25 protein-coding genes are annotated in these 24,469 nt (G+C 67.6%); 15 read left to right on the forward strand and 10 right to left on the reverse strand.

Annotated features, from left to right (window positions below):
• Positions 1-19 precede the first annotated feature (19 nt).
• Complete coding sequence (locus AWC31_RS13050) at positions 20-706, forward strand: nitroreductase (RefSeq protein ID WP_085144642.1); 687 nt, start codon at positions 20-22, stop codon at positions 704-706.
• A gap of 17 nt (positions 707-723) precedes the next feature.
• Positions 724-1,275 carry an isochorismatase family protein gene (locus tag AWC31_RS13055; RefSeq protein ID WP_085144643.1) on the forward strand — a complete coding sequence of 184 codons (552 nt, stop codon included), beginning with the start codon at positions 724-726 and terminating at the stop codon, positions 1,273-1,275.
• On the opposite strand, the gene AWC31_RS13060 is transcribed toward AWC31_RS13055, so the two are convergent.
• Entirely contained in the window at positions 1,268-2,083 is an 816-nt protein-coding gene (locus AWC31_RS13060) for an enoyl-CoA hydratase/isomerase family protein (RefSeq protein ID WP_234816840.1), read from the reverse strand. The genes AWC31_RS13055 and AWC31_RS13060 overlap by 8 nt on opposite strands.
• Positions 2,084-2,173: 90 nt before the next feature.
• On the opposite strand from AWC31_RS13060, the gene glgX reads away from it, so the two are divergent.
• The 4 genes from glgX (at position 2,174) to AWC31_RS13080 (ending at position 6,678) form a co-directional block, all read left to right on the forward strand.
• On the forward strand, positions 2,174-4,324 hold the full coding sequence (gene glgX / locus AWC31_RS13065; RefSeq protein ID WP_234816841.1) for a glycogen debranching protein GlgX: 2,151 nt from the start codon (positions 2,174-2,176) through the stop codon (positions 4,322-4,324).
• 272 nt (positions 4,325-4,596) lie between these two features.
• Entirely contained in the window at positions 4,597-5,040 is a 444-nt protein-coding gene (locus AWC31_RS13070; RefSeq protein WP_067855124.1) for a MarR family winged helix-turn-helix transcriptional regulator, read from the forward strand.
• On the forward strand, positions 5,037-5,867 hold the full coding sequence (locus tag AWC31_RS13075) for an ATP-binding cassette domain-containing protein (protein ID WP_067854840.1): 831 nt from the start codon (positions 5,037-5,039) through the stop codon (positions 5,865-5,867). The genes AWC31_RS13070 and AWC31_RS13075 overlap by 4 nt, the downstream gene beginning before the upstream one ends.
• Positions 5,868-5,937: 70 nt before the next feature.
• Positions 5,938-6,678, forward strand: a complete 741-nt coding sequence (locus AWC31_RS13080) for an ABC transporter permease (RefSeq protein WP_374213922.1) — start codon at positions 5,938-5,940, stop codon at positions 6,676-6,678.
• Here AWC31_RS13080 and AWC31_RS13085 read toward each other — a convergent pair.
• Positions 6,675-7,127 (reverse strand): YkgB family protein, encoded by a 453-nt coding sequence (locus AWC31_RS13085; protein WP_067855127.1) that lies wholly within the window; start codon positions 7,125-7,127, stop codon positions 6,675-6,677. The genes AWC31_RS13080 and AWC31_RS13085 overlap by 4 nt on opposite strands.
• Positions 7,128-7,241: 114 nt before the next feature.
• Here AWC31_RS13085 and AWC31_RS13090 point away from each other — a divergent pair, with 114 nt between their 5' ends.
• Positions 7,242-8,399: an acyl-CoA dehydrogenase family protein gene (locus AWC31_RS13090; protein ID WP_067854834.1), complete on the forward strand. Its 1,158-nt coding sequence runs from the start codon at positions 7,242-7,244 to the stop codon at positions 8,397-8,399.
• 8 nt (positions 8,400-8,407) lie between these two features.
• Positions 8,408-9,514, forward strand: a complete 1,107-nt coding sequence (locus tag AWC31_RS13095; RefSeq protein ID WP_085144645.1) for an acyl-CoA dehydrogenase family protein — start codon at positions 8,408-8,410, stop codon at positions 9,512-9,514.
• An 8-nt stretch (positions 9,515-9,522) separates the two neighbouring features.
• On the opposite strand, the gene AWC31_RS13100 is transcribed toward AWC31_RS13095, so the two are convergent.
• Positions 9,523-10,857: a maltokinase N-terminal cap-like domain-containing protein gene (locus AWC31_RS13100; RefSeq protein ID WP_085144805.1), complete on the reverse strand. Its 1,335-nt coding sequence runs from the start codon at positions 10,855-10,857 to the stop codon at positions 9,523-9,525.
• A complete protein-coding gene (gene treS, locus AWC31_RS13105) occupies positions 10,857-12,629 on the reverse strand; it encodes a maltose alpha-D-glucosyltransferase (RefSeq protein WP_085144646.1) in 1,773 nt (590 codons plus the stop codon). The genes AWC31_RS13100 and treS overlap by 1 nt, the downstream gene beginning before the upstream one ends.
• A gap of 320 nt (positions 12,630-12,949) precedes the next feature.
• Between treS and AWC31_RS13110 the strand changes: the two genes are divergently transcribed.
• Entirely contained in the window at positions 12,950-13,339 is a 390-nt protein-coding gene (locus AWC31_RS13110) for a hypothetical protein (protein ID WP_067855121.1), read from the forward strand.
• An 18-nt stretch (positions 13,340-13,357) separates the two neighbouring features.
• On the opposite strand, the gene AWC31_RS13115 is transcribed toward AWC31_RS13110, so the two are convergent.
• Complete coding sequence (locus tag AWC31_RS13115; RefSeq protein ID WP_133060159.1) at positions 13,358-14,020, reverse strand: hypothetical protein; 663 nt, start codon at positions 14,018-14,020, stop codon at positions 13,358-13,360.
• A gap of 154 nt (positions 14,021-14,174) precedes the next feature.
• Here AWC31_RS13115 and AWC31_RS13120 point away from each other — a divergent pair, with 154 nt between their 5' ends.
• Together AWC31_RS13120 and AWC31_RS13125 are read left to right on the forward strand one after the other, a co-directional pair.
• Complete coding sequence (locus tag AWC31_RS13120) at positions 14,175-15,002, forward strand: HugZ family pyridoxamine 5'-phosphate oxidase (protein ID WP_085144648.1); 828 nt, start codon at positions 14,175-14,177, stop codon at positions 15,000-15,002.
• 43 nt (positions 15,003-15,045) lie between these two features.
• Positions 15,046-15,624 (forward strand): orotate phosphoribosyltransferase, encoded by a 579-nt coding sequence (locus tag AWC31_RS13125; protein WP_085144806.1) that lies wholly within the window; start codon positions 15,046-15,048, stop codon positions 15,622-15,624.
• A gap of 3 nt (positions 15,625-15,627) precedes the next feature.
• On the opposite strand, the gene AWC31_RS13130 is transcribed toward AWC31_RS13125, so the two are convergent.
• The 4 genes from AWC31_RS13130 to AWC31_RS13145 are packed head-to-tail and all read right to left on the reverse strand — an operon-like array spanning position 15,628 to position 19,443.
• Entirely contained in the window at positions 15,628-16,665 is a 1,038-nt protein-coding gene (locus AWC31_RS13130) for an ABC transporter ATP-binding protein (protein ID WP_085144649.1), read from the reverse strand.
• Complete coding sequence (locus AWC31_RS13135) at positions 16,662-17,438, reverse strand: ABC transporter permease (RefSeq protein ID WP_085144650.1); 777 nt, start codon at positions 17,436-17,438, stop codon at positions 16,662-16,664. The genes AWC31_RS13130 and AWC31_RS13135 overlap by 4 nt, the downstream gene beginning before the upstream one ends.
• Positions 17,435-18,295 carry an ABC transporter permease gene (locus tag AWC31_RS13140; protein WP_085144651.1) on the reverse strand — a complete coding sequence of 287 codons (861 nt, stop codon included), beginning with the start codon at positions 18,293-18,295 and terminating at the stop codon, positions 17,435-17,437. The genes AWC31_RS13135 and AWC31_RS13140 overlap by 4 nt, the downstream gene beginning before the upstream one ends.
• Positions 18,296-18,303: 8 nt before the next feature.
• On the reverse strand, positions 18,304-19,443 hold the full coding sequence (locus tag AWC31_RS13145; protein WP_085144652.1) for an ABC transporter substrate-binding protein: 1,140 nt from the start codon (positions 19,441-19,443) through the stop codon (positions 18,304-18,306).
• A 230-nt stretch (positions 19,444-19,673) separates the two neighbouring features.
• Between AWC31_RS13145 and AWC31_RS13150 the strand changes: the two genes are divergently transcribed.
• Genes AWC31_RS13150 through AWC31_RS36840 form a run of 3 tightly spaced genes read left to right on the forward strand, consistent with a single transcriptional unit; the run spans position 19,674 to position 21,233 of the window.
• Positions 19,674-20,186 carry a hypothetical protein gene (locus tag AWC31_RS13150; protein WP_085144653.1) on the forward strand — a complete coding sequence of 171 codons (513 nt, stop codon included), beginning with the start codon at positions 19,674-19,676 and terminating at the stop codon, positions 20,184-20,186.
• 23 nt (positions 20,187-20,209) lie between these two features.
• Entirely contained in the window at positions 20,210-20,629 is a 420-nt protein-coding gene (locus tag AWC31_RS13155) for a TIGR03668 family PPOX class F420-dependent oxidoreductase (RefSeq protein ID WP_067854789.1), read from the forward strand.
• Positions 20,630-20,636: 7 nt separating this feature from the next.
• Entirely contained in the window at positions 20,637-21,233 is a 597-nt protein-coding gene (locus AWC31_RS36840) for a TetR/AcrR family transcriptional regulator (protein WP_110775055.1), read from the forward strand.
• On the opposite strand, the gene AWC31_RS13165 is transcribed toward AWC31_RS36840, so the two are convergent.
• Positions 21,192-22,124 (reverse strand): alpha/beta hydrolase, encoded by a 933-nt coding sequence (locus tag AWC31_RS13165; RefSeq protein ID WP_110775056.1) that lies wholly within the window; start codon positions 22,122-22,124, stop codon positions 21,192-21,194. The genes AWC31_RS36840 and AWC31_RS13165 overlap by 42 nt on opposite strands.
• A 203-nt stretch (positions 22,125-22,327) precedes the next feature.
• Between AWC31_RS13165 and AWC31_RS13170 the strand changes: the two genes are divergently transcribed.
• Complete coding sequence (locus AWC31_RS13170) at positions 22,328-24,469, forward strand: elongation factor G-like protein EF-G2 (RefSeq protein ID WP_085144654.1); 2,142 nt, start codon at positions 22,328-22,330, stop codon at positions 24,467-24,469.

Genomic DNA, 24,469 nt, shown 5'->3' on the forward strand with positions numbered 1-24,469 from the left:
TGTACTTGAAAGGCTCCGCATGTCTCTGACCACCGCTGAACTGGCCGAATCCGCCGACCGGTTGATCCGAGGCCGCCGCGCCATCCGCGCGTTCCGGCCCGACGAGGTGCCCGAGGAGACCATGCGCGCGGTGTTCGAACTCGCGGGCCACGCGCCGTCGAACTCCAACACGCAGCCATGGCACGTCGAGGTGGTCAGCGGCCCCGCGCGCGATCGCCTGGCCGACGCCCTGGTCACCGCGCATGCCGAGGACCGCGTCTCGGTGGATTTCCCGTATCGCGAGGGTCTCTTCCAGGGCCCGCTGCAGAACCGGCGCGCCGATTTCGGTGCCCGTCTCTACGCGGCGCTGGACATCGCACGTGATGAGACCGATTTGCTGCGGGGCTACAACACCGAGAGCCTGCGGTTCTACGGTGCACCGCACGTCGCGATGTTGTTCGCGCCCAACAACACCGAAGCGCGCATCGCAGCCGACATGGGAATCTATGCGCAGACGCTGATGCTCGCCATGACCGCGCACGGCATCGCGTCGTGCCCGCAGGCACTGTTGAGCTTCTACGCCGACACCGTGCGTGCCGAACTCGGCGTCGAGGGCCGAAAACTGCTGATGGGCATCTCGTTCGGCTATGCGGACGACACCGCGGCCGTCAACGGTGTCCGCATCCCCCGCGCCGGCCTGTCGGAGACCACACGCTTTACCCGCTGACCCGCTACCGTCGAGGCATGCGCGCACTCATCGTCGTCGACGTGCAGAACGATTTCTGCGAGGGCGGCTCGCTTGCCGTCGCCGGCGGTTCGGCGGTGGCGCGCGGTATCACCGAACTGTTGGCCGGCGACCACGGCTATCACCATGTCGTGGCGACCAAGGATTTCCACATCGATCCGGGTGAGCACTTCTCCGACACCCCCGACTACCGGGTGTCCTGGCCGCGTCACTGCGAGGCCGAGACGCCGGGAGCCGAGTTTCACCCGGACTTCGACGCGTCGACGGTCGAGGCCGTGTTCAAGAAGGGCCACTACTCGGCGGCCTACAGCGGATTCGAGGGCACCGACGAGTCCGGCACGACGCTCGCGGACTGGCTGCGGCAGCGTGACGTCGACACGGTGGACGTCGTGGGCATCGCGACCGACTACTGTGTCGCGGCCACCGCGACCGACGCCGCCAGGGCCGGATTCACGACGCGCGTCCTGACGAAGCTGACGGCCGGCGTCGCACCGGACAGCACCGCGTCGGCGGTGAGCGAATTGCGGACTGCCGGAGTCAAAGTCAGTTAATCGGGTCGACCGGGCGACCGGTCCAGCGCGGGTCGCGGCGCTCGGTGTGGGCGCGCACGCCTTCGCGCGCGTCGTCGTGGCCCATCAGGCGCAGATGGATCTCGGTCTCTCGCGCGCCGACGGCCTGCCGGTCGAGGTCGAACGAATCCCACAGGAGCCGCTTGCTGGCCGCGACCGACATCGGCGCGGTGTTGACGGCGATGTCGCGCGCCAACTCGAGCGCCGCGGGCAGCACGTCGTCCGCGGGCAGGACCCGGCTGCCGAGGCCGAGTTGCACAGCGCGGTGCCCGTCGAAAGTCGCGCCGCTCAAAAGGATCTCGGCGGCGTTGGCGAGCCCGGCCAGGCGCGGCAGGATCCAGTGCGAGTAGGCGTCGCCAACCATGCCCCGCCGCGTCTGCACCACGCCGTAGCGCGCGTCGGCCGCGAAGAACCTGATGTCGCACTGCAACGCCAGCGTCAGGCCGAGCCCGATCGCGTGCCCGTTGATCGCGGCGATGACCGGCTTGCCCAGCGTCCACGCCGGCACCGCGATGCCCGCTGCGCTGAACTCGGGCCCCGGCTCGGTGAACGTGCGCTCGCCCGCGGCGAGGTCTGCGCCCGCGCAGAACGCGGGCGGTGCCCCGGTCAGGACGATCACCCTGACGTCGTCGTCGGCGTCGCAGCGCGTGTACGCATCGGCCAGTTCGGCACCCATTCCGTCGCCGAACGCATTGCGCTGTTGCGGGCGGTTGAGCGTGATGGTTGCAACAGAATTTTCGAGTTTGAACCGCAGCGTCCGGTAGTCGGGCAGGTCAGGGCTGGTGGGCAAAGGTGGCTCCATCTCGCGCGGACGAGGTCGAAGTGTTGGTCCAGTGTGCATTGCGCCACCGCTTCACCGTCGCAGCCGTAAGGTCGATTTGTGCATCCCGCAGATCGAACCTCCGAGACCGAACTGGAAATCTGGCGGGGCAAGGCCTACCCGCTCGGCGCGACCTATGACGGCTCTGGCACCAATTTCGCATTGTTCAGCGAGGTTGCCGAACGTATCGAGCTGTGTCTGTTCGACGACGACGGCGCCGGTGGCGTGCGGGAGACGCGGATCGCCCTGCCCGAGGTCGACGGCTTCGTGTGGCACGGGTTCATCCCCGGCGTCGAACCCGGCCAACGCTACGGCTATCGCGTGCACGGACCGTACGATCCGGGCGCGGGCCACCGCTGCAACCCGAACAAACTGCTGCTCGATCCGTACGCCAAGGCCATCGACGGCGCATTCACGTGGGGGCAGGAACTGTTCTCCTACAATTTCGGCGATCCGGACAGCCGCAACGACGAGGACTCGGCGGGCAGCATGCCGAAGTCCGTGGTGATCAACCCGTACTTCGACTGGGGCACCGACCGCCCGCCCAAACACGAGTACGCCGACACCGTGATCTACGAGGCGCACGTCAAGGGCCTGACCCAAACCCACCCCGACATCCCCGAGCAGATCCGCGGCACGTACACGGCCGTCGCGCACCCGGTGATCATCGAGCATCTGCAGTCGTTGGGCGTCAATGGGCTCGAGCTCATGCCGATCCACCACTTCGCGAACGATTCGACGCTCGTCGACAAGGGACTGTCCAACTACTGGGGCTACAACACCATCGGATTCCTTGCGCCCGACCACAAGTACGGCTCCAGCGCCACCCCTGGCGGCCAGGTGCAGGAATTCAAGGCCATGGTGCGCGCCCTGCACGACGCGAACATCGAGGTGATCCTCGACGTCGTCTACAACCACACCGCCGAGGGCAACCACCTCGGCCCGACGCTGTCGATGCGCGGGATCGACAACGCGGCGTATTACCGCCTCGTCGATGACGACAAGCGTTACTACATGGATTACACCGGCACCGGCAACAGCCTCAATGTCGGCCATCCCCATTCGCTGCAGCTGATCATGGATTCACTGCGGTACTGGGTGACCGAGATGCACGTCGACGGGTTCCGGTTCGATCTGGCCGCGACGCTGGCCCGCGAGTTCTACGACGTGGACCGGCTGGCCGCGTTCTTCGAACTCGTGCAGCAGGATCCGATCGTCAGCCAGGTCAAGCTCATCGCCGAGCCGTGGGATGTCGGGCCCGGCGGCTACCAGGTCGGCAACTTCCCGCCGCAGTGGACCGAATGGAACGGCAAGTACCGCGACACGGTGCGCGACTTCTGGCGTGGCGAACCGGCCACCCTCGACGAATTCGCCTACCGGCTCACGGGTTCGGCGGATCTCTACGAGCACACCGCCCGCAGGCCGGTCGCGTCGATCAACTTCGTCACCGCGCACGACGGCTTCACGCTGGCCGATCTGGTGTCCTACAACGAGAAGCACAACGAGGCCAACGGCGAAGACAACAAGGACGGCGAAAGCCACAACCGATCGTGGAACTGTGGCGTCGAAGGCCCGACGGACGACGCCGAGATACAGGCGCTGCGTGGCCGTCAGCAGCGCAACTTCCTCACGACTCTGCTGCTGTCGCAGGGTGTTCCGATGATCAGCCACGGCGACGAGCTCGGCCGCACCCAGCGCGGCAACAACAACGGCTACTGTCAGGACAACGAGCTCACCTGGATCGACTGGGAGAACGCCGACGCCGACCTGCTCGAGTTCACCCGCTCGGTGTCGGCGTTGCGCGCCGCCCATCCGGTGTTCCGCAGGCGCCGGTTCTTCAGCGGCAAACCGGTCGGCAGGCGGGGCGAGGCCGGCCTTCCCGACATCGCATGGTTCGCACCCGACGGGTCGGAGATGACCGGTGAGGACTGGGGTTCGGGGTTCGCGAAGTCGGTCGCGGTCTTCCTCAACGGCCTCGGCATCCCCGACCGTGATGCCCGTGGCCAGCGGGTCACCGACGACTCGTTCTTCCTGTGTTTCAACGCGCACTACGAGCCCATCGAATTCTCTTTACCGCCGACCGATTTCGGGTCCGAATGGGTGCCGGTGATCAGCACCGCCGCAAATCCCACCACCGAACCGATCGCGGCCGGTGCACACGTCAGCGTCGAAGCACGGGCCGCGCTGGTGTTGCGGAGCGATCAAGAATGACGCCTGTGAAGGGGTTGCTAACCGTTGCGATATCCCGGTGTGTACCAGGAAGTATGGTAACTTTTTCAAGTAGCAGCCGTGGCCGCCTAGCAGGCGCCGAGCTACCGCTCGGTGCCACCGGCCGGGCGGGCCGGGGGTAGAAGCCGAAGAGCGGCGGCAACTACCCTGCGGCCACGGCTGCGGCATCCACGACCCCCTCTTGAACTCCCGGCCGAGTCGGTGGCAATCCCTCCGAGGTGAAATACCTCTGTTACAGAGTTATTGTGGTGGGCGTGGATGATCTGGTCGGCGAACTTTTCACCGTCGTCGGTCGCTTCCGGCGTCAGCTCCGCCGGTCGACCGGTGGCGGATTCGACGGCACCGGGCTGACGCAGTCCCAAGGCGAGCTCCTGCGGCTTGTCGGTCGCCGGCCCGGGATCTCGGTGCGGGAAGCCGCGGCCGAGCTCAGCCTGGTCCCCAACACCGCATCCACCCTGGTGTCGCGGTTGGTCGCGGACGGCATGCTGGTCAGGACGGTCGACGAGGCCGACCGCCGCGTCGGCCGGCTCCGACTCACCCCGTCCGCACAGCGCATCGCCGACGAATCCAGGGCTGCCCGCCGCGCCGCACTGGCGGCCGTGCTCGCGCAACTCGACGACGCCCAAATCAAGGACCTGGCAAAGGGTTTGGACGTGCTGACCGAGCTCACCCGCCTGCTGCACGAGAAGGACACATGACCGAACAGCCACCCGCCATCGACTGCCGTCATCTGACTCACCGCTACGGTGAATTCACCGCGGTCGACGATTTCACGTTGCAGGTACAGCCCGGAGAGACCCTGGGCCTGCTCGGTCCGAACGGGGCGGGCAAGACCACCGCCGTACGGGTGCTCACGACCCTGACCCCGGTCCAGAGCGGCGAAGTCCGCATCTTCGGTCTGAGCGCCGGCAAACACACCATGGACATTCGGCACAACATCGGCTATGTCCCACAGCAACTTTCGATCGAGTCGGCGTTGACCGGACGCCAGAACGTCGAGCTGTTCGCGCGTCTGTACGACGTGCCACGGTCCGAGCGGGCCGAGCGCGTCACCGCGGCACTGGACTCGATGCAGCTGCTCGACGTCGCCGATGCCGCGGCGGGCACCTACTCCGGCGGCATGGTGCGCCGCCTCGAGCTGGCACAGGCCCTGGTGAACCGGCCCCTGCTGCTGATCCTCGACGAACCGACCGTTGGCCTGGATCCGATTGCGCGCGACAGTGTCTGGGAGCAGGTGCGGCACATGCAGTCCGAGTTCGGTATGACGGTGCTGCTGACGACGCACTACATGGGCGAAGCGGACGCGTTGTGTGATCGCGTGGCACTCATGCATCACGGCCGGCTGCAGGCCGTCGGCACGCCCGCCGAACTGAAGGCCGCGGTGTCCAGCCAAACCGGCTCGGACGACGCCACGCTCGAAGACGTCTTCCGCCACTACGCGGGTTCGGACCTCGATGCCGAAACCCAGCATGCGGGTATCCGCGAAGTCCGCGCCACGAGAAGGACGGCCCGCCGTGTCAGTTGAATCCACCGCACGCACCCAACTGGTCTACGCGCCGCGGGGCTGGCGCCGCCTGCGCGGCCTGGTACTCCGGATGGGCGCGTTCGCGCTCGTCGAACTCCAGAAGCTCCGCCACGATCGGACCGAACTGTTCACGCGGTTGGTCCAGCCCGCGCTGTGGCTGCTGATCTTCGGCCAGACGTTCAGCCGGTTGCACCTCGTCGACACCGGCGGACTGCCCTACCTGACGTTTCTGGCGCCGGGCATCATCGCGCAGTCCGCGCTGTTCATCTCGATCTTCTACGGCATCCAGATCATCTGGGACCGCGACGCGGGCATCCTGGCCAAGCTGATGGTGACGCCGGCGCCCGCGTCGGCGCTGGTGACGGGTAAGGCGTTCGCGGCGGGCGTGCGGTCGGTCGTGCAGGTCCTCGGCGTGGTCGTGCTGGCGTATCTCATGGGTATCGCGATGACGGTCAACCCGCTGCGGATCCTCGCCGCGATGGGCGTGGTGGTCCTGGGCTCGGCCTTCTTCGCCTGCTTGTCGATGACCCTGGCCGGGCTCGTGCGCAAGCGTGATCGGATGATGGGGATCGGCCAGGCCATCACCATGCCGTTGTTCTTTGCGTCCAACGCGCTCTATCCCGTCGACATCATGCCGGGCTGGCTACGCTGGCTGTCCGCGGTCAACCCGCTCAGCTACGAGGTGAACGCGCTGCGCGGGCTGCTGATCGGGACGCCGACGAACTGGCTGCTCGACATCACTGTTCTGGTGGTCGCGGCCGTGGCGGGGGTTGCGGTCGCATCGACGTTGCTGAGACGGCTGGTCCGTTAGCGGGCGCGCAGCGCGTCCGTCAGCGTCCAGACGGAGATCCCCAGCAGGGCAACGTCTTTGATCAGGAATCCCCCGGTCACCGAAAGCGCCGGGAACCCGCCCGCCGACGCCTCGAACACGCCCGGCGTGGTGAAGAGGAAGCTGATCGTGGCGAGGAACAGCAGGATGGCGAGCAGGCTGCCGCCGATCGACACCTTCGGCCACCACGGCTTGACGGCCAGCAGTACCGCTGCGGTCAGCTCGAACACGCCGAGCAGGCTGGAGAAGGCGCGGACCGAGAAGATCTCGTAGAGCCAGCCCATGAACGGGCTGGCCGCGACCAGCGGCTGGATGCCCGCGGCCTCGTAGGCCATGAACTTCAAGCCGCCGAACCAGGCGATCACCACCACCAGGCCGTAGCGCGCCGCCAGGCCGGCGACGGTGTCAAGTGTGGTGTCGGTGCGATTCATCAAGGAGTTGTCGTTTGTCATGCCCCGTAGTGCATGGCGAATGCCGGACCGTTACACGGCCCAACCAACCGGTGGTTTAGTGTGCTGTCAGATCCACCGAGCAGGGAGACGGTCATGCAACTGGCGCTCACACCGGAGGAAGCAGCCTTCAGAGACGAGCTGCGCACCTTCTACACCACGAAGATCCCCGCTGAGATCCGCGAGCGGTCTCGTCAGGGTCTCGAACTGCGCAAAGAGGACTTCGTCACGGCGCACAAGATCCTGCACGAGCACGGCCTGGCGGTGCCGAACTGGCCGGTGGAGTGGGGCGGCAAGGATTGGACGCCGAACCAGCACCAGATCTGGCTCGACGAGATGCAGCTGGCCTGCGTCCCCGAGCCGCTGACCTTCAACGCCAGGATGGTCGGCCCGGTGATCGCCGAGTTCGGGTCGCAGGAGGTCAAGGAGCGGTTCCTGCCGCCGACCGCGGCGCTCGACATCTGGTGGTGCCAGGGCTTCTCCGAGCCCGAGGCCGGGTCGGATCTGGCCTCGCTGCGCACGACGGCGATCCGCGACGGCGACACCTACGTCGTGAACGGCCAGAAGACCTGGACCACGCTCGGCCAGCACGCCGACTGGATCTTCTGCCTCGTGCGCACCGACCCGAACGCGCCCAAGAAGCAGGCCGGGATCTCGTTCCTGCTGATCGACATGAACACGCCCGGCATCACGCTGCGGCCGATCAAGCTGGTCGACGGCAGCTTCGAGGTCAACGAGGTGTTCTTCGAGGACGTCCGGGTTCCCGCCGACCAGCTCGTCGGCGAGGAGAACCAGGGCTGGACGTACGCCAAGTTCCTGCTCGGCAACGAACGCACCGGCATCGCGCAGGTGGCCAGGACCAAGGTACGCCTCGCCGAGGTCAAGGAACGTGCGACAGCCAACGGGCTGCTGTCCGACCCGCTGTTCGCCGCCCGGCTGGCCGAGGCCGAGAACGACGTGCTCGCCCTTGAGCTCACCCAGATGCGGGTCACCTCGGCATCGGCCGACGGCAAGCCGAGCCCCGCCTCGTCGGTGCTCAAGCTCCGCGGCAGCCAGCTGCAGCAGACCGCAACCGAGCTGCTCGTCGAGGTGGCCGGACCCGACGCCCTCCCGTACGACGCCGGCGACATCGCCTCGCCCGAGTGGGCGCAGCTGGCCGCACCGCACTACCTGAACTATCGCAAGACCTCGATCTACGGCGGCAGCAACGAGGTACAGCGCACCATCATCGCGTCCACCATTCTCGGATTGTGAGTTGAGCCATGGATTTTCAGCTGACCGACGAACAGACCCTGCTGGCAGACACCACCCGTGACCTGCTGTCGGCGAGCTATGACGCCGAGACCCGCAACAAGGTCGTCGACTCCGACCCGGGTTACAACCCGCAGGTGTGGAGCCAGCTCGCCGACATCGGCGTCCTCGGACTGGGATTCGACGAGGATTCCGGCGGCCAGATCGAGATCATGCTGGTGCTCAACGAGATCGGGCGTCAGCTGGCACCCGAACCGGTGCTGCACGGCGCGATCGGGCCTGGCGCGCTCATCGCCGAACAGGGCAGTGCCGACCAGCGGGCCCTGCTCGACGAGGTGGCCGCCGGACAACGGTTGCTGGCCTTCGCCCACGCCGAGCCAGGGCCGCGCGGCGCCGCGATCGCCACAACCGCGGCCCGCGACGGGGATTCGTGGACGCTGACCGGCACCAAGAATCCGGTGCTGGCCGGCGACAGCGCCAACACCCTGATCGTGAGCGCCGCATTGCCGGACGGCGGGGTCGGGCTGTTCCTGGTCGACGCGTCGGGCAGCGGCGTCACGCGCACCGGCTACCGGACCTTCGACGGCAGGCGCGGTGCGCAGATCGAGCTCGCCGGCGCGCCCGCCGAGCCACTCGGCGAAGCGGTCGACGCGACCGACGCCATCACCCGTGCGCTGGTGCGGATCTCGTCGGCGCTGTGCGCCGAGGCGGTCGGCGCGATGGACGAGGCGCTGCGCCTGACGACCGATTACCTCAAGCAGCGCAAGCAGTTCGGGGTCACGCTGAGCAAGTTCCAGACGCTCACGCAACGGGCCGCCGACATGTACATGTCCTTGGAACTGGCGCGCAGCATGGCCGATTACGCCGCGATGTCGATCGCCGACGGCCAGTTCGACCCGGTGATCGCGGCGCGCGCGAAGCTCCAGATCGGCCGCTCGGGCAGGCACATCGCGCAGGAGTCCATCCAGCTGCACGGCGGCATCGGCATCACCGCGGAGTACCCCGTCGGGCATTACGCCGCGCGGCTCACCGCGATCGAGCACACCCTGGGCTCCTCGCAGGACCAATTGCACACGCTCATCGGCCAACTCGCCGACTACGAGATCGTCACGCTGTAAGCGGCTGGTCAGCCCACCAGCCGGGCCACGGAACCCATCGGGATGGGTAACCAGCTCGGCCGGTGTCTGGCCTCGTAGGCCGCCTCGTAGACCGCCTTGTCGAGTTCATAGGCGGCCAGCAGCTCGGGCTGATCGCGCGGATCGGCGCCCGCGACAACCGCATAGCCGTCGCAGAACGCCGCACTGTTGCGGTCCACCCATTCGCGGGCACGCGCCGCGAGTTGCCGGGCCCGGTCCTCGTCGGCCGCCTGCTCCACCAGTCGCTGGTGTGCGGCGTACTCGAATGACCGGAGTACGCCCGCGACGTCGCGCACCGGTGAATCCGGGCGCCTGCGTTGTTCGAGGGGCTGGCCGGGTTCGCCCTCGAAGTCGATCAGGAGCCACCGCTCGGGCGTGCGCAGCACCTGACCGAGGTGAAGGTCGCCGTGCACGCGTTGGACGGTGACGAGTTCACCGGCGAGCTTGTGATAGCGCTCCTCGATCAGCGGAACATATTCGCGCAGTTGCGGTACCGCCTCGACGGCGGCCGCAAGCCGCTGCAGCATGATCTCGGTTGGGAAGGGTGCGGACTCGGCACCGAGCGCATCGGCCAGGCACGCGTGCACCGACGCGACGGCTTCGCCGAGCCGGTACGACTCACCGGCGAAATCGCCGCCGACCTCATCGGCGTACAGATCGCCCTCGGCATAGAGGTCGCGCGTGCTGGCGGTCGCCATGTCCCAGCCCTCGGCGGAGTTCGCGGCGAACTCGGTGACCATACCTAACGCGTAAGGTGCACCGTCCCAGGTGGTTTCGAACGAACCGAGCAGCCGGGCCACATGCGGGTTGTCGGCCCTTGCCAGGACACGGTTAAGTTCGATGTCGGGATGCACGCCGGGCGTGATACGCCGGAACACCTTCAGCACGGCGTCCTGTCCGAACACCACGCTGGTGTTGCTCTGCTCGGCCGACGACACGCGCGGCGGGGCGTCCAGCGGCAGCTCGGCATCGGGCTCGCTGGAGAACCTCACCCCGTCGACGGTCGCGGATTCACCGATGAGCGACAACAGGTATCGCGCGGCGTCCGGATCGTAGAGCGCGTCGTAGGCGGTGCGGTCGTCCTCTGATCCGATGGTCGCGACATTGCTGTATTCGTCGATCGGGCCTTTGATCTGCGCATGGTCGAACTCGACGATCACCTGGTACCGCTCGGAGGCGCCGCCGGCATAGCTCACGTCGAGCAGCACCAACTTCAAGCCATCGCGCAGTGTCGCCACCATACCTGGTGTGGCAGAGGTCAATTCACGGTTGCGGCCGGCATACCACCGTTGCTGGGACAGCCATTCGCCAAAAGGAATATTCATCACTGTGCTCCCGGTTCTGGGTCAGGCTCACGAAGCTCGAACCAGTAGAACCCGTGCCCCGGCAGGGTGAGCAGGTACGGCAGTTGGCCGATACTGGGAAACTCGACATAGCCGGACATCTCAACTGGAATGTAGCCCATCCACTCCTGCAGGTTCAGCTCGATGGGCTGCGGGAAGCGCGACAGGTTGTTGACGCACAACACGGCGTCTTTGGTCCCGCTGTCCCCGTTGCCGCCGTCGATCTCGCGGACGTAGGCGAGCACCGAAGGGTTGGAACCGCCCAATTCCCGGAATGAGCCGACGGCGAACGCATCATGACGGCTCCGCACCGACAACATGTTGCGCGTCCAGTTCAGAAGCGAATTGGAGCTGTCGCGCTGTGCCTCGACGTTGACCGACTGGTACCCGTAGATCGCGTCCTGGTTGGGCGGCAGATACAGCCGGCCCGGATTGGCCTTGGAGAATCCCGCGTTGCGGTCCGGTGTCCACTGCATCGGCGTGCGCACGCTGTCGCGGTCGCCCAGCCAGATGATGTCGCCCATGCCGATCTCGTCGCCGTAGTAGAGCACCGGCGAACCCGGCAGCGACAACAGCATCGCGGTGAACAGCTCGATCTGGTTGCGGTCGTTCTCCAGAAGCGGTGCGAGCCTGCGGCGGATGCCGACGTTGGCCTTCATCCGCGGATCCTTGGCGTACTCGGCGTACATGTAGTCGCGCTCTTCGTCGGTGACCATCTCGAGCGTGAGCTCGTCGTGGTTGCGCAGGAAGATTCCCCATTGCGCCATGTCGGGTATCGGCGGTGTCTGCGCGAGGATCTCCGAGATGGGGAAGCGCGACTCACGCCGCACGGCCATGAATATGCGTGGCATCAACGGGAAATGGAAGGCCATATGGCATTCGTCGCCGCCCGTGGCGGGATCGCCGAAGTACTCCACGACATCGGCAGGCCACTGGTTGGCCTCGGCGAGCAGCACCCGCCCGGGAAATTCATCGTCGATAACCTTGCGGCACTTCTTGAGGAACGCGTGCGTCTCGGGCAGGTTCTCGCAGTTGGTGCCTTCGCGCTCGAACAGGTAGGGCACCGCGTCGAGCCGGAAGCCGTCGATTCCGAGGTCCAACCAGAACCTCAGCACGTCGATCATCGCTTCCTGCACGGCCGGGTTGTCGTAGTTGAGGTCGGGCTGGTGGGAGAAGAACCGGTGCCAGTAGAACTGGCGGCGGACGGGGTCGAAGGTCCAGTTCGACTCCTCGGTGTCGACGAAGATGATCCGCGCATCGGGATACTTGTCGCTGGTGTCACTCCAGACGTAGTAGTCGCCGTACGGCCCGTCGGGGTTGCGCCGGGACTCTTGGAACCACTCGTGCGAGTCCGAGGTGTGGTTCATCACGAGGTCGGTGATCACCCGGATCCCGCGCCGGTGTGCGGCATCGAGGAGTTCGACGAAGTCGTCGACCGTGCCGAACTCGGGCAGCACGCGGTAGAAATCACGGATGTCGTAACCGCCGTCGCGCAGCGGGGAATCGTAGAACGGGGGCAACCACAGGCAGTCGACCCCCAGCCATTTCAGGTAGTCGAGCCGCTCGGTCAGGCCACGCAGATCACCGACGCCGTCGGCGTTGGTGTCGTGGAACGCCCGCACCAGGACCTCGTAGAAGACCGCCCGCTTGAACCAGCTGCGGTCGGTCGGCAGGGTCCTGGCATGAGCGAAATCCTCAGCGGTCGGATGCTCCACCACGCCTGCCTCGACGTGGCTTCCCTGGTTGACGTCCATCTCCCTCCCATCCTCGGTTCAACGTACCCACTTCGAAGGTGTTGGACACCCGGGAACCATGCGCGATCCGCCTCCGGCTTCGCGCTACGGCCGAAACGATCGTGCAGCAACGCTATTCACTGACGACGCCACGTTTGCGGAAAAACTAACGGTTGAATAAGAGCCGACGGCGGGTTAGGTTTTCCCCGATTTGATCTTGTCGCCGGCTTCACCGCCGGCGATCGAAATACACATTCGACGAGGGATGGCCTGTGGCTGAGTCGGCACCTAATGATGGTGAAGCACCCGTAATCGTTGGTCTGTCCGATGCGGCGATGCACATGTACACCGCCGCCATCGACGCGCTGCCGCATGTGGGCGATGCAGAGTTCCCGGAGCGGGCCGCAGTGGTGCTCAGCGGTCTGCGCAAGCTGCAGGCCTCGCTGTCCGAGGCCGCCGGGCGCAGCCGCGTCACGCCGTCGGTCATCGTCGCGCTGAGCGGGGTGCGCAGCCGCTACGACGACCTGATGGTCACCGCGGCCGAAGGGCCGGGAGCCACGCTGGGCCAGCGGCTCTACGTCGCGCGCATGCGGGCCAAGCTCACCACCGCGGAGGCGGCCAACGGCATCGGCGTTCGCCAGGACCTCATCGAGGCGGTGGAAGCCGAGGAGCCGGCGACCGAGTCCGAGACCGCACAGATCAAGGAGCTCATCGCCGCACTGGGCGGCTGAGCAGTCCGACAGTCGGCCTCAGCGCAGGAACCGACGGATCGCCGGGGCGTAGCCGGCAACGGCCGGCTGCGCGCGGCGATAGCCCATGAATCCGGCGACCGCCGTCAGCAGCACGAGCGCGATGACTCCCGGCACGGCAGTCCGCAGATCCGGCGCGACCGCCCGCGGCATGGCATCGGGTAGGGCCGACAGATTGCGCTCGAGGAAGCGTAGCGGGCCGTAGAAGCGGACCGGCTGGACCGACGCGGTGGGCACCTCGAGCTCAACCGGTCCGGCTTGGCGCTCGGCAACAGCCACGGGCTTTGCCCGTACGGTCACCGCCGGTGAGCGGGGTGGTGTCACCGGCGCCGCGGCGACGGGCTTGGCGGTAGGCGTCCGGATCTCGATCCGCGTGGCACGCACGATCGGGCGGGCACGCGTCGCACGCGCCGGCTTTCCGCCCACCCGGGCTGCCCGATCCCCACCGGTGAACGTCGCGAAATAGTCCGAGCCGGTCGCGTCCTTTCGGTCCTTCGCAGGCGTCCTGGGGCCGGGCGAAACGCTGATCCCGTCCAGCGGGCCATCGTCGCAGGGCCCCGTTGCCCGCGCGGCCGATGCGCTGACGGCGGCGCACACGAACAGCACAGCCAACACGGCGAGCACGGCCAGCACCGCGCACGCCCGCTCCGACGCCCTCGCCACAGTTTCCCCGATCCGGATGAGTTGATTGCCAGGAATCTGCGAACCTCATCGCGATGCCGGGCTACCAACGTGTTTCGTCGTCAGCCATAGTAGTACGGAATTTGCCCGAATTGCGCGCCCACTTGGCTGGCCGCTTCGGCGGTAGGGTTCGTGCGTGGCACTTCGCGACTCACGTGGAACTCGTCGCCCGCGCGACCATGGCGATCCGGGGGATGCGCCATCGGCTCCGCCTCCGCTCACTCCGGTCGGCGACGCCGCGCGGCCGTCGGCCGCCGAAGAGGCCCGCACGATCGCGGCCTCCACCAACACCGGCACCCTCGCGACGCTGACCGAGGACGGCGACCCGTGGGCGTCGTTCGTGACGTACGGCCTGCTCGGCGGGTCGCCGGTGTTGTGCGTGTCGAACCTCGCCGAGCACGGCCGCAATCTGGCGGGCGACCCGCGCGCCAGCATCGCGATCGTCGCGCCGAAGACCGAGTCGGATCCGTTGGCCAGCGGGCGCGTCACCCTTGCCGGCGTGGCCGAGCGTCCGGCGGGCGATGAGCTCGCGGCCGCCCGCGACGCGCACCTGGCCGCCGTCGCGGCGGCGAAGTACTACATCGACTACAGCGACTTCTCGGTGTGGGTGCTGCGCGTGCACCGGGTGCGCTGGGTGGGCGGCTACGGCCGGATGGACTCCGCGACCGGTGCGGACTACGCGGCCGCCGAGCCCGATCCGGTGACACCGCGGTCCGCCGGGGCGATCGAGCACCTCAACGCCGACCATGCCGATTCGCTGACCGCGATGGCGCGCACCCTCGGCGGCTACCCCGACACCACCGCGGCGGTGTGCACGGGCGCCGACCGATACGGTCTCGATCTGCGGGTGACCACCGATCGGGGCGTCGCCTACACCCGGGTCGGGTACGCCGCACCGATCGGCTCGTACGACGAGCTACGTGGCGCCACAGTCGAATTGGCGCGGCGCGCGCGGCAGGGCTGAACTGCCCGACGGAACGGCTCACCTGGTGCAATACGATCGCGGTATGCCCGCTGCGACCGAACGCCCGGAGACCTGGCAAGCCGCCTTCGACCTGATCCGCACCCGCGGCTACGAGCATCGCGAAGAGCCGTTCCGGCTCGTCAGCGGTCAGCTCAGCCACGACTACATCGACGGCAAGTACGCGATCGACACCGGCGAGCGCATGACGATCGTCAGCCGCGCGGTCGCCGACCTGGCCACCGCCCGGGGCATCGAGTTCGACGCCGTCGGCGGGTTGACCATGGGCGCCGACCCGCTCGCGCACGGCGTCGCGATGGTGACCGGCAAGGCGTGGTTCTCGGTCCGCAAGGAGCAGAAGTCACGAGGCCGTGAGCAGTGGATCGAGGGCACCCGGCTCGAACCGGGCACGCGCGTGCTCCTGGTCGACGACGTGATCAGCACCGGCGGCTCGACCGAGATCGCCTATGAGCGCGTGACCGCGGCGGGTGCGGTTGTCACCGGGGTCATCCCGATGGTCGATCGCGGCGACGTGGCCGCGGGCCGGTTCGCCAAGCGCGGGGTGCCGTTCGCGGCGCTGGTGACCTACCGCGATCTCGGCATCGAGCCCGTCAAGGACGTCTAGGGCTCAGACCACCAGCACCGGCACCGGGTCGAGCCCGACGCTCACGGCCGCACCGGCTTCGAAGACGCGCGCCTGCCCGCTCGTCAGCTGCGCATGGATCACCGAGCCGTCCGGCAGCGTCACGTACACGCGCGAGATCGGTCCGAGAAACGCCACGGACGCCACGGTCGCGGCACCGGCCGGGTCGGCTCGCACCGTGACCGACTCGGGCCGCACCATCGCCGTACCCGCGCCCGCGGTCACCGATCCGGGCAGGGTCGGGACGGCCACGCCCAGCAGGTGGGCCCGGCCGCCCGACACCTCGGCCGCGACCTTGTTGTGCAGCCCGACGAACTCGGCGACGAACGGGGTCGAGGGGTTCGCGTACAACTCGGCAGGCGCCGCGAGTTGCTCGAGTTTGCCCTGGCTCATCACGCCGACCCGATCGGCAACCGCGAGGGCCTCCTCCTGGTCGTGGGTGACGAACAGTGTCGTCGTTCCGACCTCGAGCTGCACCCGCCGGATCTCGTCGCGCAACTGCGCGCGCACCTTGGCATCGAGCGCCGACAACGGCTCGTCGAGCAGCAGTACGCGCGGCTGGATCGCCAGGGCCCGCGCGAGTGCGACGCGCTGCTGCTGACCACCCGACAGCTCGCTCGCGTATTTGTGTTTATGGTCGGCCAGCCCGACCAGGTCGAGCATGTCCGCGGCCCGGGAAACCCTGTCCCCCCTGGCTTTTCCGCGCATCTTCAGGCCGAACGCGACGTTGTCCAGCACGGTCAGGTGCGGGAACAGGCTGTAGGCCTGGAACACCATGCCCATGTCGCGTTTGTTGGCGGGAACCGAACTGACATCCTGGCCGCCGACGAGCACGGTGCCCGACGTCGCCTCGTCGAGCCCGGCCACGATGCGAAGGGCCGTGGTCTTGCCGCAGCCGGACGGCCCGAGCAGTGCCACGAGTTCGCCCGGCTCGATGTGCAGGCTCAGCCCGTCGAGCGCCTTGACGTTGCCGTAGGCGCGCGTGAGGTCGTTCAACTCGACCGCCACACTCGGACCGCTCACGCCTGTTCTCCTAACCTGCGCCGCCCACGCGTGACGACCGCCAAAGCCAACAACAATACGAATCCGAGCAGCAGAACGGCCAGCGATGCGGCGACCGACGTGGGTCCGTCGCTCTTGCCGATCGCGACGATCTGCACCTGCAGCGTCGTGAAACCGCTGAGCGAGGCGATGGTGTACTCACCGAGCACGACGGCAATGGAGATGAAGGCCGCGGACAGGATGCCCGACCAGATGTTGGGCACGATCACCCGCACGATCGTGGTGAACCAGCCGGCGCCCAGTGAGCGGGCCGCCTCCGCCAGCGTCTGCAGGTCGATGGCGGCCAGCGCGGAATCGATGGACCGGTAGGCGAACGGCAGCACGAGCACGATGTAGACGAAGGTCAGCGTGAGCGCCGATTCGCCGAGAAAGTAAGTCACCCACAGGTATACGTTGCGCAGCCCCACCACGATCACCAGCGCCGGGATGGTCAGCGGCAGCAGACACAGGAATTCGACGATCCCACTCGCCCACCGCGCACGCAGCCGGACCCAGATCATGGTGGGTACCAACAGGATCAGCATGCCCGCGACGGTGAACACCGCGAGCAGCAACGAGATCACGATGGACTGGTAGAGCGCATCGTCGGCCACGAGGTTGCGCCAGGCCGCCAGGGTGCGTCCGCCCTCGATCAGGTTGCGGGTCGAGAAATCGGCCATCGCGTAGAGCGGGAACAGGAAGAACAGCCCGAACACGATCCACAGCGCGACCCGGACGACGCGCCTGACACTCATTTGAGCCACCGCGCGGTCCGGCGCACCAGCAGGTTGTAGGCGATCATCACGGCCGCGACCACCACGATCATCTCCAGCGCGAGCGCGTAGGCGAATCCGGACTGCCCCAGAACCACTTCGCTGGTGAGCGCGGCGCGGATCAACAACGGCACGATCGGGCTGCCCTGGCTGACCAACGCCGCCGCGGTCGCATACGCGGCGAACGCGTTGGCGAACAACAGCAGCGCCGAGCCGAGGAACGCCGGGGTCAGCAGTGGTACGGCAACCTCACGCAGGTACTGCCACGTCGACGCGCCGAGGCTCACGGCGGCTTCGCGCCACTGCTCACGCAGTCCCTCCAGGGCCGGGATGAACACGATGACCATGAGCGGGATCTGAAAGTAGGTGTACACCAACGTCAGTCCGGCCAGCCCGTACAGCCAGCCGGATCCGGCCAGATCCCACCCGAGGTGCTCGGCCGCCCACAGCGTCAGCACACCGTTGAGGCCGATCGTCGCGAGAAACGCGAAAGCCAGTGCCACACCGCCGAACTGCGCCAGCACGCTGCACAGCGCCAGCACGGAACGGCGCAGCATCGACGTCGGCGGCGAACTGACGATCAACCAGGCCAGCACCGCACCGAGCACCGCGCCGAGCAGTGCGGTGCTCGCCGACAGCAGCGCGCTCTTGCCGAGCGCCGCAAGTGCGGTGCCGGAGAACAGCGCGGCGATGCGTTCGAGCGAGAACGTTCCGTCGGCGAAGAACGCCATGACGATGACCGTCGCGGTCGGCACGATCAGAAAGATCGTGACCACCGCGAAGAACGGCAGCAGCGGCAGGGCGTCGCGGATTCGCCGAACCAGGGTTCGACCATCCATCGGCCGCGTCAGCCGATCGCCTTGGCCCAGTTGTCGGCGAGATACTTTGTAGCGGCTTCGGTTTGCGCTTGGGTGGGAATGGTGACCGGGCCGTCGATGACCGGGAGGTCGCCGAAGGACGCCTTGTCGACGGTGCCTGCCGCGGCCATCTGGTCGGCACGCACCGGGCGGACACCGCCTGCGGCATAGAGGTTCTGGCCCTCGTCGCTGTACAGGAACTCCTGCCAGAGCCGGGCGGCCGCCGGATGCGGTGCATCCTTGTTGATGGCCTGGTAGTAGTAGCCGGCCACGGCCGCGTCGTGCGGCACCAGCACCTGCCAGCCCGGCACCTTCTTGCTTTCGGTGGCGTTGAGGTAGTTCCAGTCGATCACGACGGGAGTCTGACCCGACTCGATCGTGGCCGGGGTCGGGTCGACCGGCAGGAAGTTGCCTGCCTGCTTGAGCTTGGAGAAGAACTCGACGCCGGGTGCGATGTCGTCGGCGGATCCGCCCTGCGACACCGCGACCATCAGCACGCCCGAGAAGCCCGCGCCGGCCTGCGTGGGGTCACCGTTGAGCGCGACCTTGCCGTGATACTCAGGTTTGAGCAGATCGTTGACGCTCGTGACCGGCGGGACCTTGCTGGAATCGAAACCGATCGACATGAAGCCGCCGTAGTCGTTGACCCAGGCGCCGTTGGGATCTTTGAACTTGGCCGGGATGTCGTCGAACGTGGCCACCTTGTAGGGGGCAAACATCGAGACGTTCGCCAGCGCTACCGACTGCCCGAGATCGAACACGTCGGGCGCGGTGCTCTTGCCCTTCTGTTGATTGGCGGCGTTGATCTCATCCTGGCTCGACGCGTCGGGTTGCGCCGAGTTCACCTTGATCCCGTACTTGTCCGAGAAGGTCTTGATGATCTCGCCGTAGTTAGCCCAATCCGGTGGCAGCGCAATCACGTTCAGCTCGCCCTCGGCTTTCGCCGCCTCGACGAGCTTGTCCATTCCGCCGAAGTCGGCCGCCGACTTCGCTTCGGCCACCTTCACTCCGCTGTCGGTTTCACCGCCCGCGCTGTCCTTCTCGGGTGGGGCGCAGGCCGCGAGGCCCACGACTACCAGGGCCGAGGCGGCGACTGCGGCAGCCTTCGGGATGAACCGTGATGTGATCATGGGCCAAACCTTCCGATGGTCAAGAGGCGCCGCAGTGGCGCGCCGGTTACCGGATCTCGTCGTGCACCGGTCACCTGGGTGAACGGATCCGCGGGTACGTATTTCCGCACGAGACAGGCGCATCGCACCATATCGTGACCTCGGCGAACAGGGGGCGAGTTCGATGCCACTGCCATGGTTGCCCGGGTTTGCCGCGAATTTTCCCAGGTCGTGCCGCTAGCATCAGTGGGGTGTCTGAACGCGAAGCCGGGGGGAGCTTCGATTACCTGTGGGACGACCCTCCGCCCACTCCCGATGCGGGCCCAAACGCGGGCCGGGACGGCTTCGACGCGTTCGACATCAACACCTGGAATTTCAAGCCGGCCCCGGTGCCCTGGTACCGCACCCGCGGCGCGGCCGTCGCCCTGATCGCGGCGGGCGTGGCCGCGGCCGCGATCGTGGTTTCACTGGTCCTGCTGTTGCTGCGTGGTTCGTCGCCGGTGGTCGACGAGGACGAGCCCACGTCGGTCGCCCCGACCGCCACCACCGCACCGCCGAGCCCGTCGCCGTCGTTGCGCGTGGGCGTGCCGCCCGCACCGCCTCCGCCACCTCCCCCGCCGGCGCAGGAAGCCCCCCGGCGCCCGGTGTACCGGCCCACGCAGCGCCCGAGCGAGAACAAGAAACCCGAGATCGGGGTGACCCGCACGCCGGTGACCCGTTCCCCGATCAGTGTCGCGCCCCAACCAAGGCATCCGCGCAACTGAGGCTCGACGCCTAATCTGAGTCCATGCCAGGATTCGACGCCGTCACCGAATTCGCGAGTGCGCCTACCGCGGTGCTCGCGACGCTGGGTTCCGACGGCGCACCGCATCTGGTTCCGGTGGTCTTCGCGGTGCGCCGCGACGCCGAGTCGGCGACCATCTACACCGCGGTGGACGCCAAGCGGAAGTCCACCCACAAACTGCGCAGGCTGGCCAACATCGAACGCGACGAGCGGGTGAGCCTGCTCGCCGACCACTACACCGACGACTGGACGCAGCTGTGGTGGGTCCGGGCCGATGGGCTGGCCGCGACGCATTACAGCGGCGAGGAGATGGCCACCGGATACGCGTTGCTGCGCGCCAAATACCGCCAGTACGAACGCATTGCGTTGGACGGGCCGGTCGTGACGATCGCAGTAACGCGCTGGTCCTCATGGCAGGCCTGAGCGGGCCGTGAGCGACGCCCCGCGCAAGGCGCCTCGGCAGGACCGGTCCCGGGAAACCGTCGACGTCGTGCTGGAGGCGGCCGCGCAGGTCTTCGAACGAGAAGGCCTGTCGGCCACCACCAACCGCATCGCCGAGCGGGCCGGCGTCTCGATCGGCTCTGTCTACCAGTACTTTCCGAACAAGCACGCATTGCTGTACGCGCTGGCCGAGCGGCACGTGCGCGACACCGTCGAGCGACTCGACAAGCTGTTCGCCCGGCTGCGTACCGAACTCCGGCCCTTCGACGACACCATGCGCAGGATTCTCGGTGAGGTCGTCGCACTGCACAGCGACCGTCCCGGCCTGCACGGCCTGCTGCACCGCGTGGCACCGAGGCGCGCGAAGGAGCTTGCCGCGCTGCAGGAGTTCGAGGACCACCTCGCGCGCGAGATCGCGTTTCACCTCGAGCGGTGCGATCGCGCGGGTGACGACGATCCGTTGGTCACCGCACAGGTGCTCGTCCACGCGATCGACGCGCATCTGCACCGGGTACTGACCCGGCGCGGCATGGACGTCGACCAGTTAGTGGATCTGGTCGAGCGCCTGCTCACGCACCCGGCGTAACGCCGAAACCAACTGGCTCAAACCGGGCTCCTCCACCGGATAGTGGCCACAGTTCTCCAGCATCACGAGCTGTGTCGGCGCGGCGATGCGATCGAGGAACCGGATGCTCAGCGCCGGTGGCGTCCAGCGGTCGGCGCCCGGATGCACGAGCGTGACCGGTGCCGCGTCGTACGCCTCGGGCGCGGTGTGGGCGAAGTTCAGCCAGCTCGACAGGAAGCCGAGGGGCACCCGGATCCCGCCGCCTTTGGGGTCGGTCGCACACAACCGGGACAGCTCGCGGTTGCCGCTCATCGCCGTCATCTTGACCAACCATCGGATGGGTACCCGCAGCCCTCCCATCACCGGTTCGGCGACCCGCATGAGACCGGGCGCCACCCCTCCCAACCGGGATACTCGCGACGCGGCCCGCCGCGCCGCCGGGTCGGCCGGATCGAGCAGACAGGTCGCCACCACATGGGTCACCAGCCGGGTCCGCGCCGCCACCTCGTAGCCCAGCAGACCGCCCATGCTCGCGCCGAACACGATGAGCGGACGGTCGTCGCGCTCACATTCGGCGCGGACCAGATCGCACAGCAACTCGACCCAGTCGTCGTATCTGACCGAAGCCGGACGTGGGACGACGCTGTCGCCGTACAGCGGCAGATCAGGCACGTGCACGTCGGCGCCCTCGGCCGCCGCGAAGGCCGCGAACGGCCACAAGGCTCCCGAATAACCGCCGGCACCGTGCAGCACCAGTGCGCGGATGTCGCTGTCCGGCACCGCGGCCCGCGCGATGTGCACGGTGCGCCCGCGCCACGGCCACCACGTCGAGGTCGGTTCGATCAAGGGTTCGGCGCGGTACTGCGGAGGTAGGAAGCGGGCATAGGCGTCGAAATCCCGGTCGGTGTTCATGAATCCAGCCTCAAGGCGTGAGCACGTCCGGACAACTCGCATTCCGCCACCGGATATCGCCCGGTCAGTCCAGCCTGCCGGCGCCGTGCTCACATTCTCGGCGCCGGGCCCGCAGGACTTGTGCTGTAGGTCACATCGGGGAATGGTGGAGACAGGTCCGGCGGGCCGCAGCGTGGCGTCCCGGGGGCTCAGGAGGCAAAGCCATGGCGGACAGGACGAATTCATCGGCAGGCCAGGGCGCGGTACCCACCGCGGACAGTCCGGCGGCCATCCGCAACGTGGCCCTGGTCGGGCCGTCCGGGGCAGGTAAGACGACGCTCGTCGAGGCACTTCTGGTCGCGGCCGGCGTGCTGAACCGGGTCGGCTCGGTGGTCGACGGGTCCACGGTGTGCGACTTCGACGACGCCGAGATCTCACAGCAGCGCTCGGTCGGTCTGGCCCTGGCACCGTTGCAGCACAACGGGATCAAGGTCAACCTCATCGACACCCCCGGTTACGCCGACTTCGTCGGTGAACTGCGGGCCGGCCTGCGGGCCGCGGACTGCGCGATGTTCGTCATCGCCGCCAACGAGGCCATCGACGAGCCGACCAAGACCCTGTGGCTGGAATGCGCCGAGGTGAACATGCCGCGCGCCGTCGTGATCACCAAGCTCGACCACGCGAGGGCGAACTACGCCAGCGCGCTGGCGGGTGCGCAGGAGGCGTTCGGCGACAAGGTCCTGCCGCTCTACTTTCCGGCCGGGGCCGGGGTGATCGGGCTGCTCACCCGCACCCATTACGAGTACGCCGACGGCAAGCACACCACGCACGCACCGGCCGACTCCTACACCGACGAGATCGAGGAGCTTCGCGGCTCGCTCATCGAGGGGATCATCGAGGAATCCGAGGACGAGACTCTCATGGAGCGTTACCTCGGCGGTGAGGAGATCGACGAGTCGGTGCTCATCGGCGACCTGGAGAAGGCGGTGGCCCGCGGCTCGTTCTTCCCGGTCATACCGGTGTGCAGCGGCTCCGGGGTCGGCACGCTGGAACTGCTCGAGGTCGTCACGCGCGGGTTCCCGTCACCGCCCGAGCACCGGCTGCCCGATGTCTTCACGCCCGCGGGCGCCGCGCGCAAACCGTTGACGTGCGATCCGGATGGCCCGCTGCTGGCCGAGGTGGTGAAGACGACGTCGGATCCCTACGTCGGCAGGGTCAGCCTGGTCCGGGTGTTCTCCGGCACCATCAGGCCCGACGCCACCGTGCATGTGTCGGGCCATTTTTCGGCCCTCACGAACTCCAACGGTTCGTCCGGCCACCAAGATCACGACGAGGACGAGCGCATCGGCGCGCTGTCGTTCCCCCTCGGCAAACAGCAGCGGCCCGCGCCGACGGTCGTGGCCGGCGACATCTGCGCGATCGGCCGGTTGAGCCGGGCCGAGACCGGGGACACGCTGAGCGACAAGGCCGATCCGCTCGTGCTGCGGCCGTGGACCATGCCCGACGCCCTGCTTCCGATCGCCGTGTCACCCCGCGCCAAGACCGACGAGGACAAACTCTCGGTCGGCCTGCAACGTCTCGCGGCCGAGGATCCGACGTTGCGCATCGAGCAGAATCCCGAGACCCACCAGATCGTGCTGTGGTGCATGGGTGAGGCCCACGCCGGGGTGGTGCTCGACGCCCTGTCCCGGCGGTACGGCGTATCGGTGGACACCGTCGAGCTGCGCGTTCCGCTACGGGAGACGTTCGGCGGCAAGGCAAAAGGCCACGGCCGTCACGTCAAACAGTCCGGCGGCCACGGCCAGTACGCCGTGTGCGACATCGAGGTCGAGCCACTGCCAGAGGGAAGCGGATTCGAGTTCGTCGACAAGGTCGTCGGCGGCGCGGTACCGCGTCAGTTCATCCCGAGCGTCGAGAAGGGCGTGCGCGCGCAGATGGAGAAAGGCGTCGGACCCGGCTATCCGGTCGTCGACATCCGCGTCACGCTGTTCGACGGCAAGGCCCACAGCGTCGACTCGTCGGACTTCGCGTTCCAGATGGCCGGCGCCCTGGCACTGCGCGAAGCCGCCGCGGCGACCAAGGTCAACCTGCTCGAACCCGTCGACGACGTATCGGTGGTCGTGCCCGACGAACTCGTCGGAGCCGTGATGAGCGATCTCGCCGGGCGCCGCGGCCGCGTGCTCGGAACCGACAAGGTCGGCGAGGACCGCACGGTCGTCAAAGCCGAGATCCCCGAGGTCGAGCTCACCCGCTACGCGATCGACCTGCGCTCGTTGTCACACGGCGCGGGCTCGTTCACCCGTGCGTTCGCCCGCTATGAGCCGATGCCGGAATCGGCGGCGGCCCGGGTCCGCAGTTCGGCGTGA

Source organism: Mycolicibacterium wolinskyi, assembly GCF_002101965.1.
Lineage (GTDB): Bacteria > Actinomycetota > Actinomycetes > Mycobacteriales > Mycobacteriaceae > Mycobacterium > Mycobacterium wolinskyi.

What these genes read in the sequence shown, in the direction of transcription:
- AWC31_RS13085 (WP_067855127.1), bottom strand. Translation starts at nt 7,127, where the DNA reads ATGAATCGCACCGACACCACACTTGACACCGTCGCCGGCCTGGCGGCG.
- AWC31_RS13135 (WP_085144650.1), bottom strand. Translation starts at nt 17,438, where the DNA reads ATGAGTGTCAGGCGCGTCGTCCGGGTCGCGCTGTGGATCGTGTTCGGG.
- AWC31_RS13080 (WP_374213922.1), top strand. Translation starts at nt 5,938, where the DNA reads ATGGGCGCGTTCGCGCTCGTCGAACTCCAGAAGCTCCGCCACGATCGG.
- AWC31_RS13100 (WP_085144805.1), bottom strand. Translation starts at nt 10,857, where the DNA reads ATGAATATTCCTTTTGGCGAATGGCTGTCCCAGCAACGGTGGTATGCC.
- AWC31_RS13145 (WP_085144652.1), bottom strand. Translation starts at nt 19,443, where the DNA reads ATGATCACATCACGGTTCATCCCGAAGGCTGCCGCAGTCGCCGCCTCG.
- AWC31_RS13125 (WP_085144806.1), top strand. Translation starts at nt 15,046, where the DNA reads ATGCCCGCTGCGACCGAACGCCCGGAGACCTGGCAAGCCGCCTTCGAC.
- AWC31_RS13090 (WP_067854834.1), top strand. Translation starts at nt 7,242, where the DNA reads ATGCAACTGGCGCTCACACCGGAGGAAGCAGCCTTCAGAGACGAGCTG.
- AWC31_RS13165 (WP_110775056.1), bottom strand. Translation starts at nt 22,124, where the DNA reads ATGAACACCGACCGGGATTTCGACGCCTATGCCCGCTTCCTACCTCCG.
- treS (WP_085144646.1), bottom strand. Translation starts at nt 12,629, where the DNA reads ATGGACGTCAACCAGGGAAGCCACGTCGAGGCAGGCGTGGTGGAGCAT.
- AWC31_RS13055 (WP_085144643.1), top strand. Translation starts at nt 724, where the DNA reads ATGCGCGCACTCATCGTCGTCGACGTGCAGAACGATTTCTGCGAGGGC.
- AWC31_RS13075 (WP_067854840.1), top strand. Translation starts at nt 5,037, where the DNA reads ATGACCGAACAGCCACCCGCCATCGACTGCCGTCATCTGACTCACCGC.
- AWC31_RS13170 (WP_085144654.1), top strand. Translation starts at nt 22,328, where the DNA reads ATGGCGGACAGGACGAATTCATCGGCAGGCCAGGGCGCGGTACCCACC.
- AWC31_RS13095 (WP_085144645.1), top strand. Translation starts at nt 8,408, where the DNA reads ATGGATTTTCAGCTGACCGACGAACAGACCCTGCTGGCAGACACCACC.
- AWC31_RS13110 (WP_067855121.1), top strand. Translation starts at nt 12,950, where the DNA reads ATGTACACCGCCGCCATCGACGCGCTGCCGCATGTGGGCGATGCAGAG.
- AWC31_RS13155 (WP_067854789.1), top strand. Translation starts at nt 20,210, where the DNA reads ATGCCAGGATTCGACGCCGTCACCGAATTCGCGAGTGCGCCTACCGCG.
- AWC31_RS13050 (WP_085144642.1), top strand. Translation starts at nt 20, where the DNA reads ATGTCTCTGACCACCGCTGAACTGGCCGAATCCGCCGACCGGTTGATC.
- AWC31_RS13140 (WP_085144651.1), bottom strand. Translation starts at nt 18,295, where the DNA reads ATGGATGGTCGAACCCTGGTTCGGCGAATCCGCGACGCCCTGCCGCTG.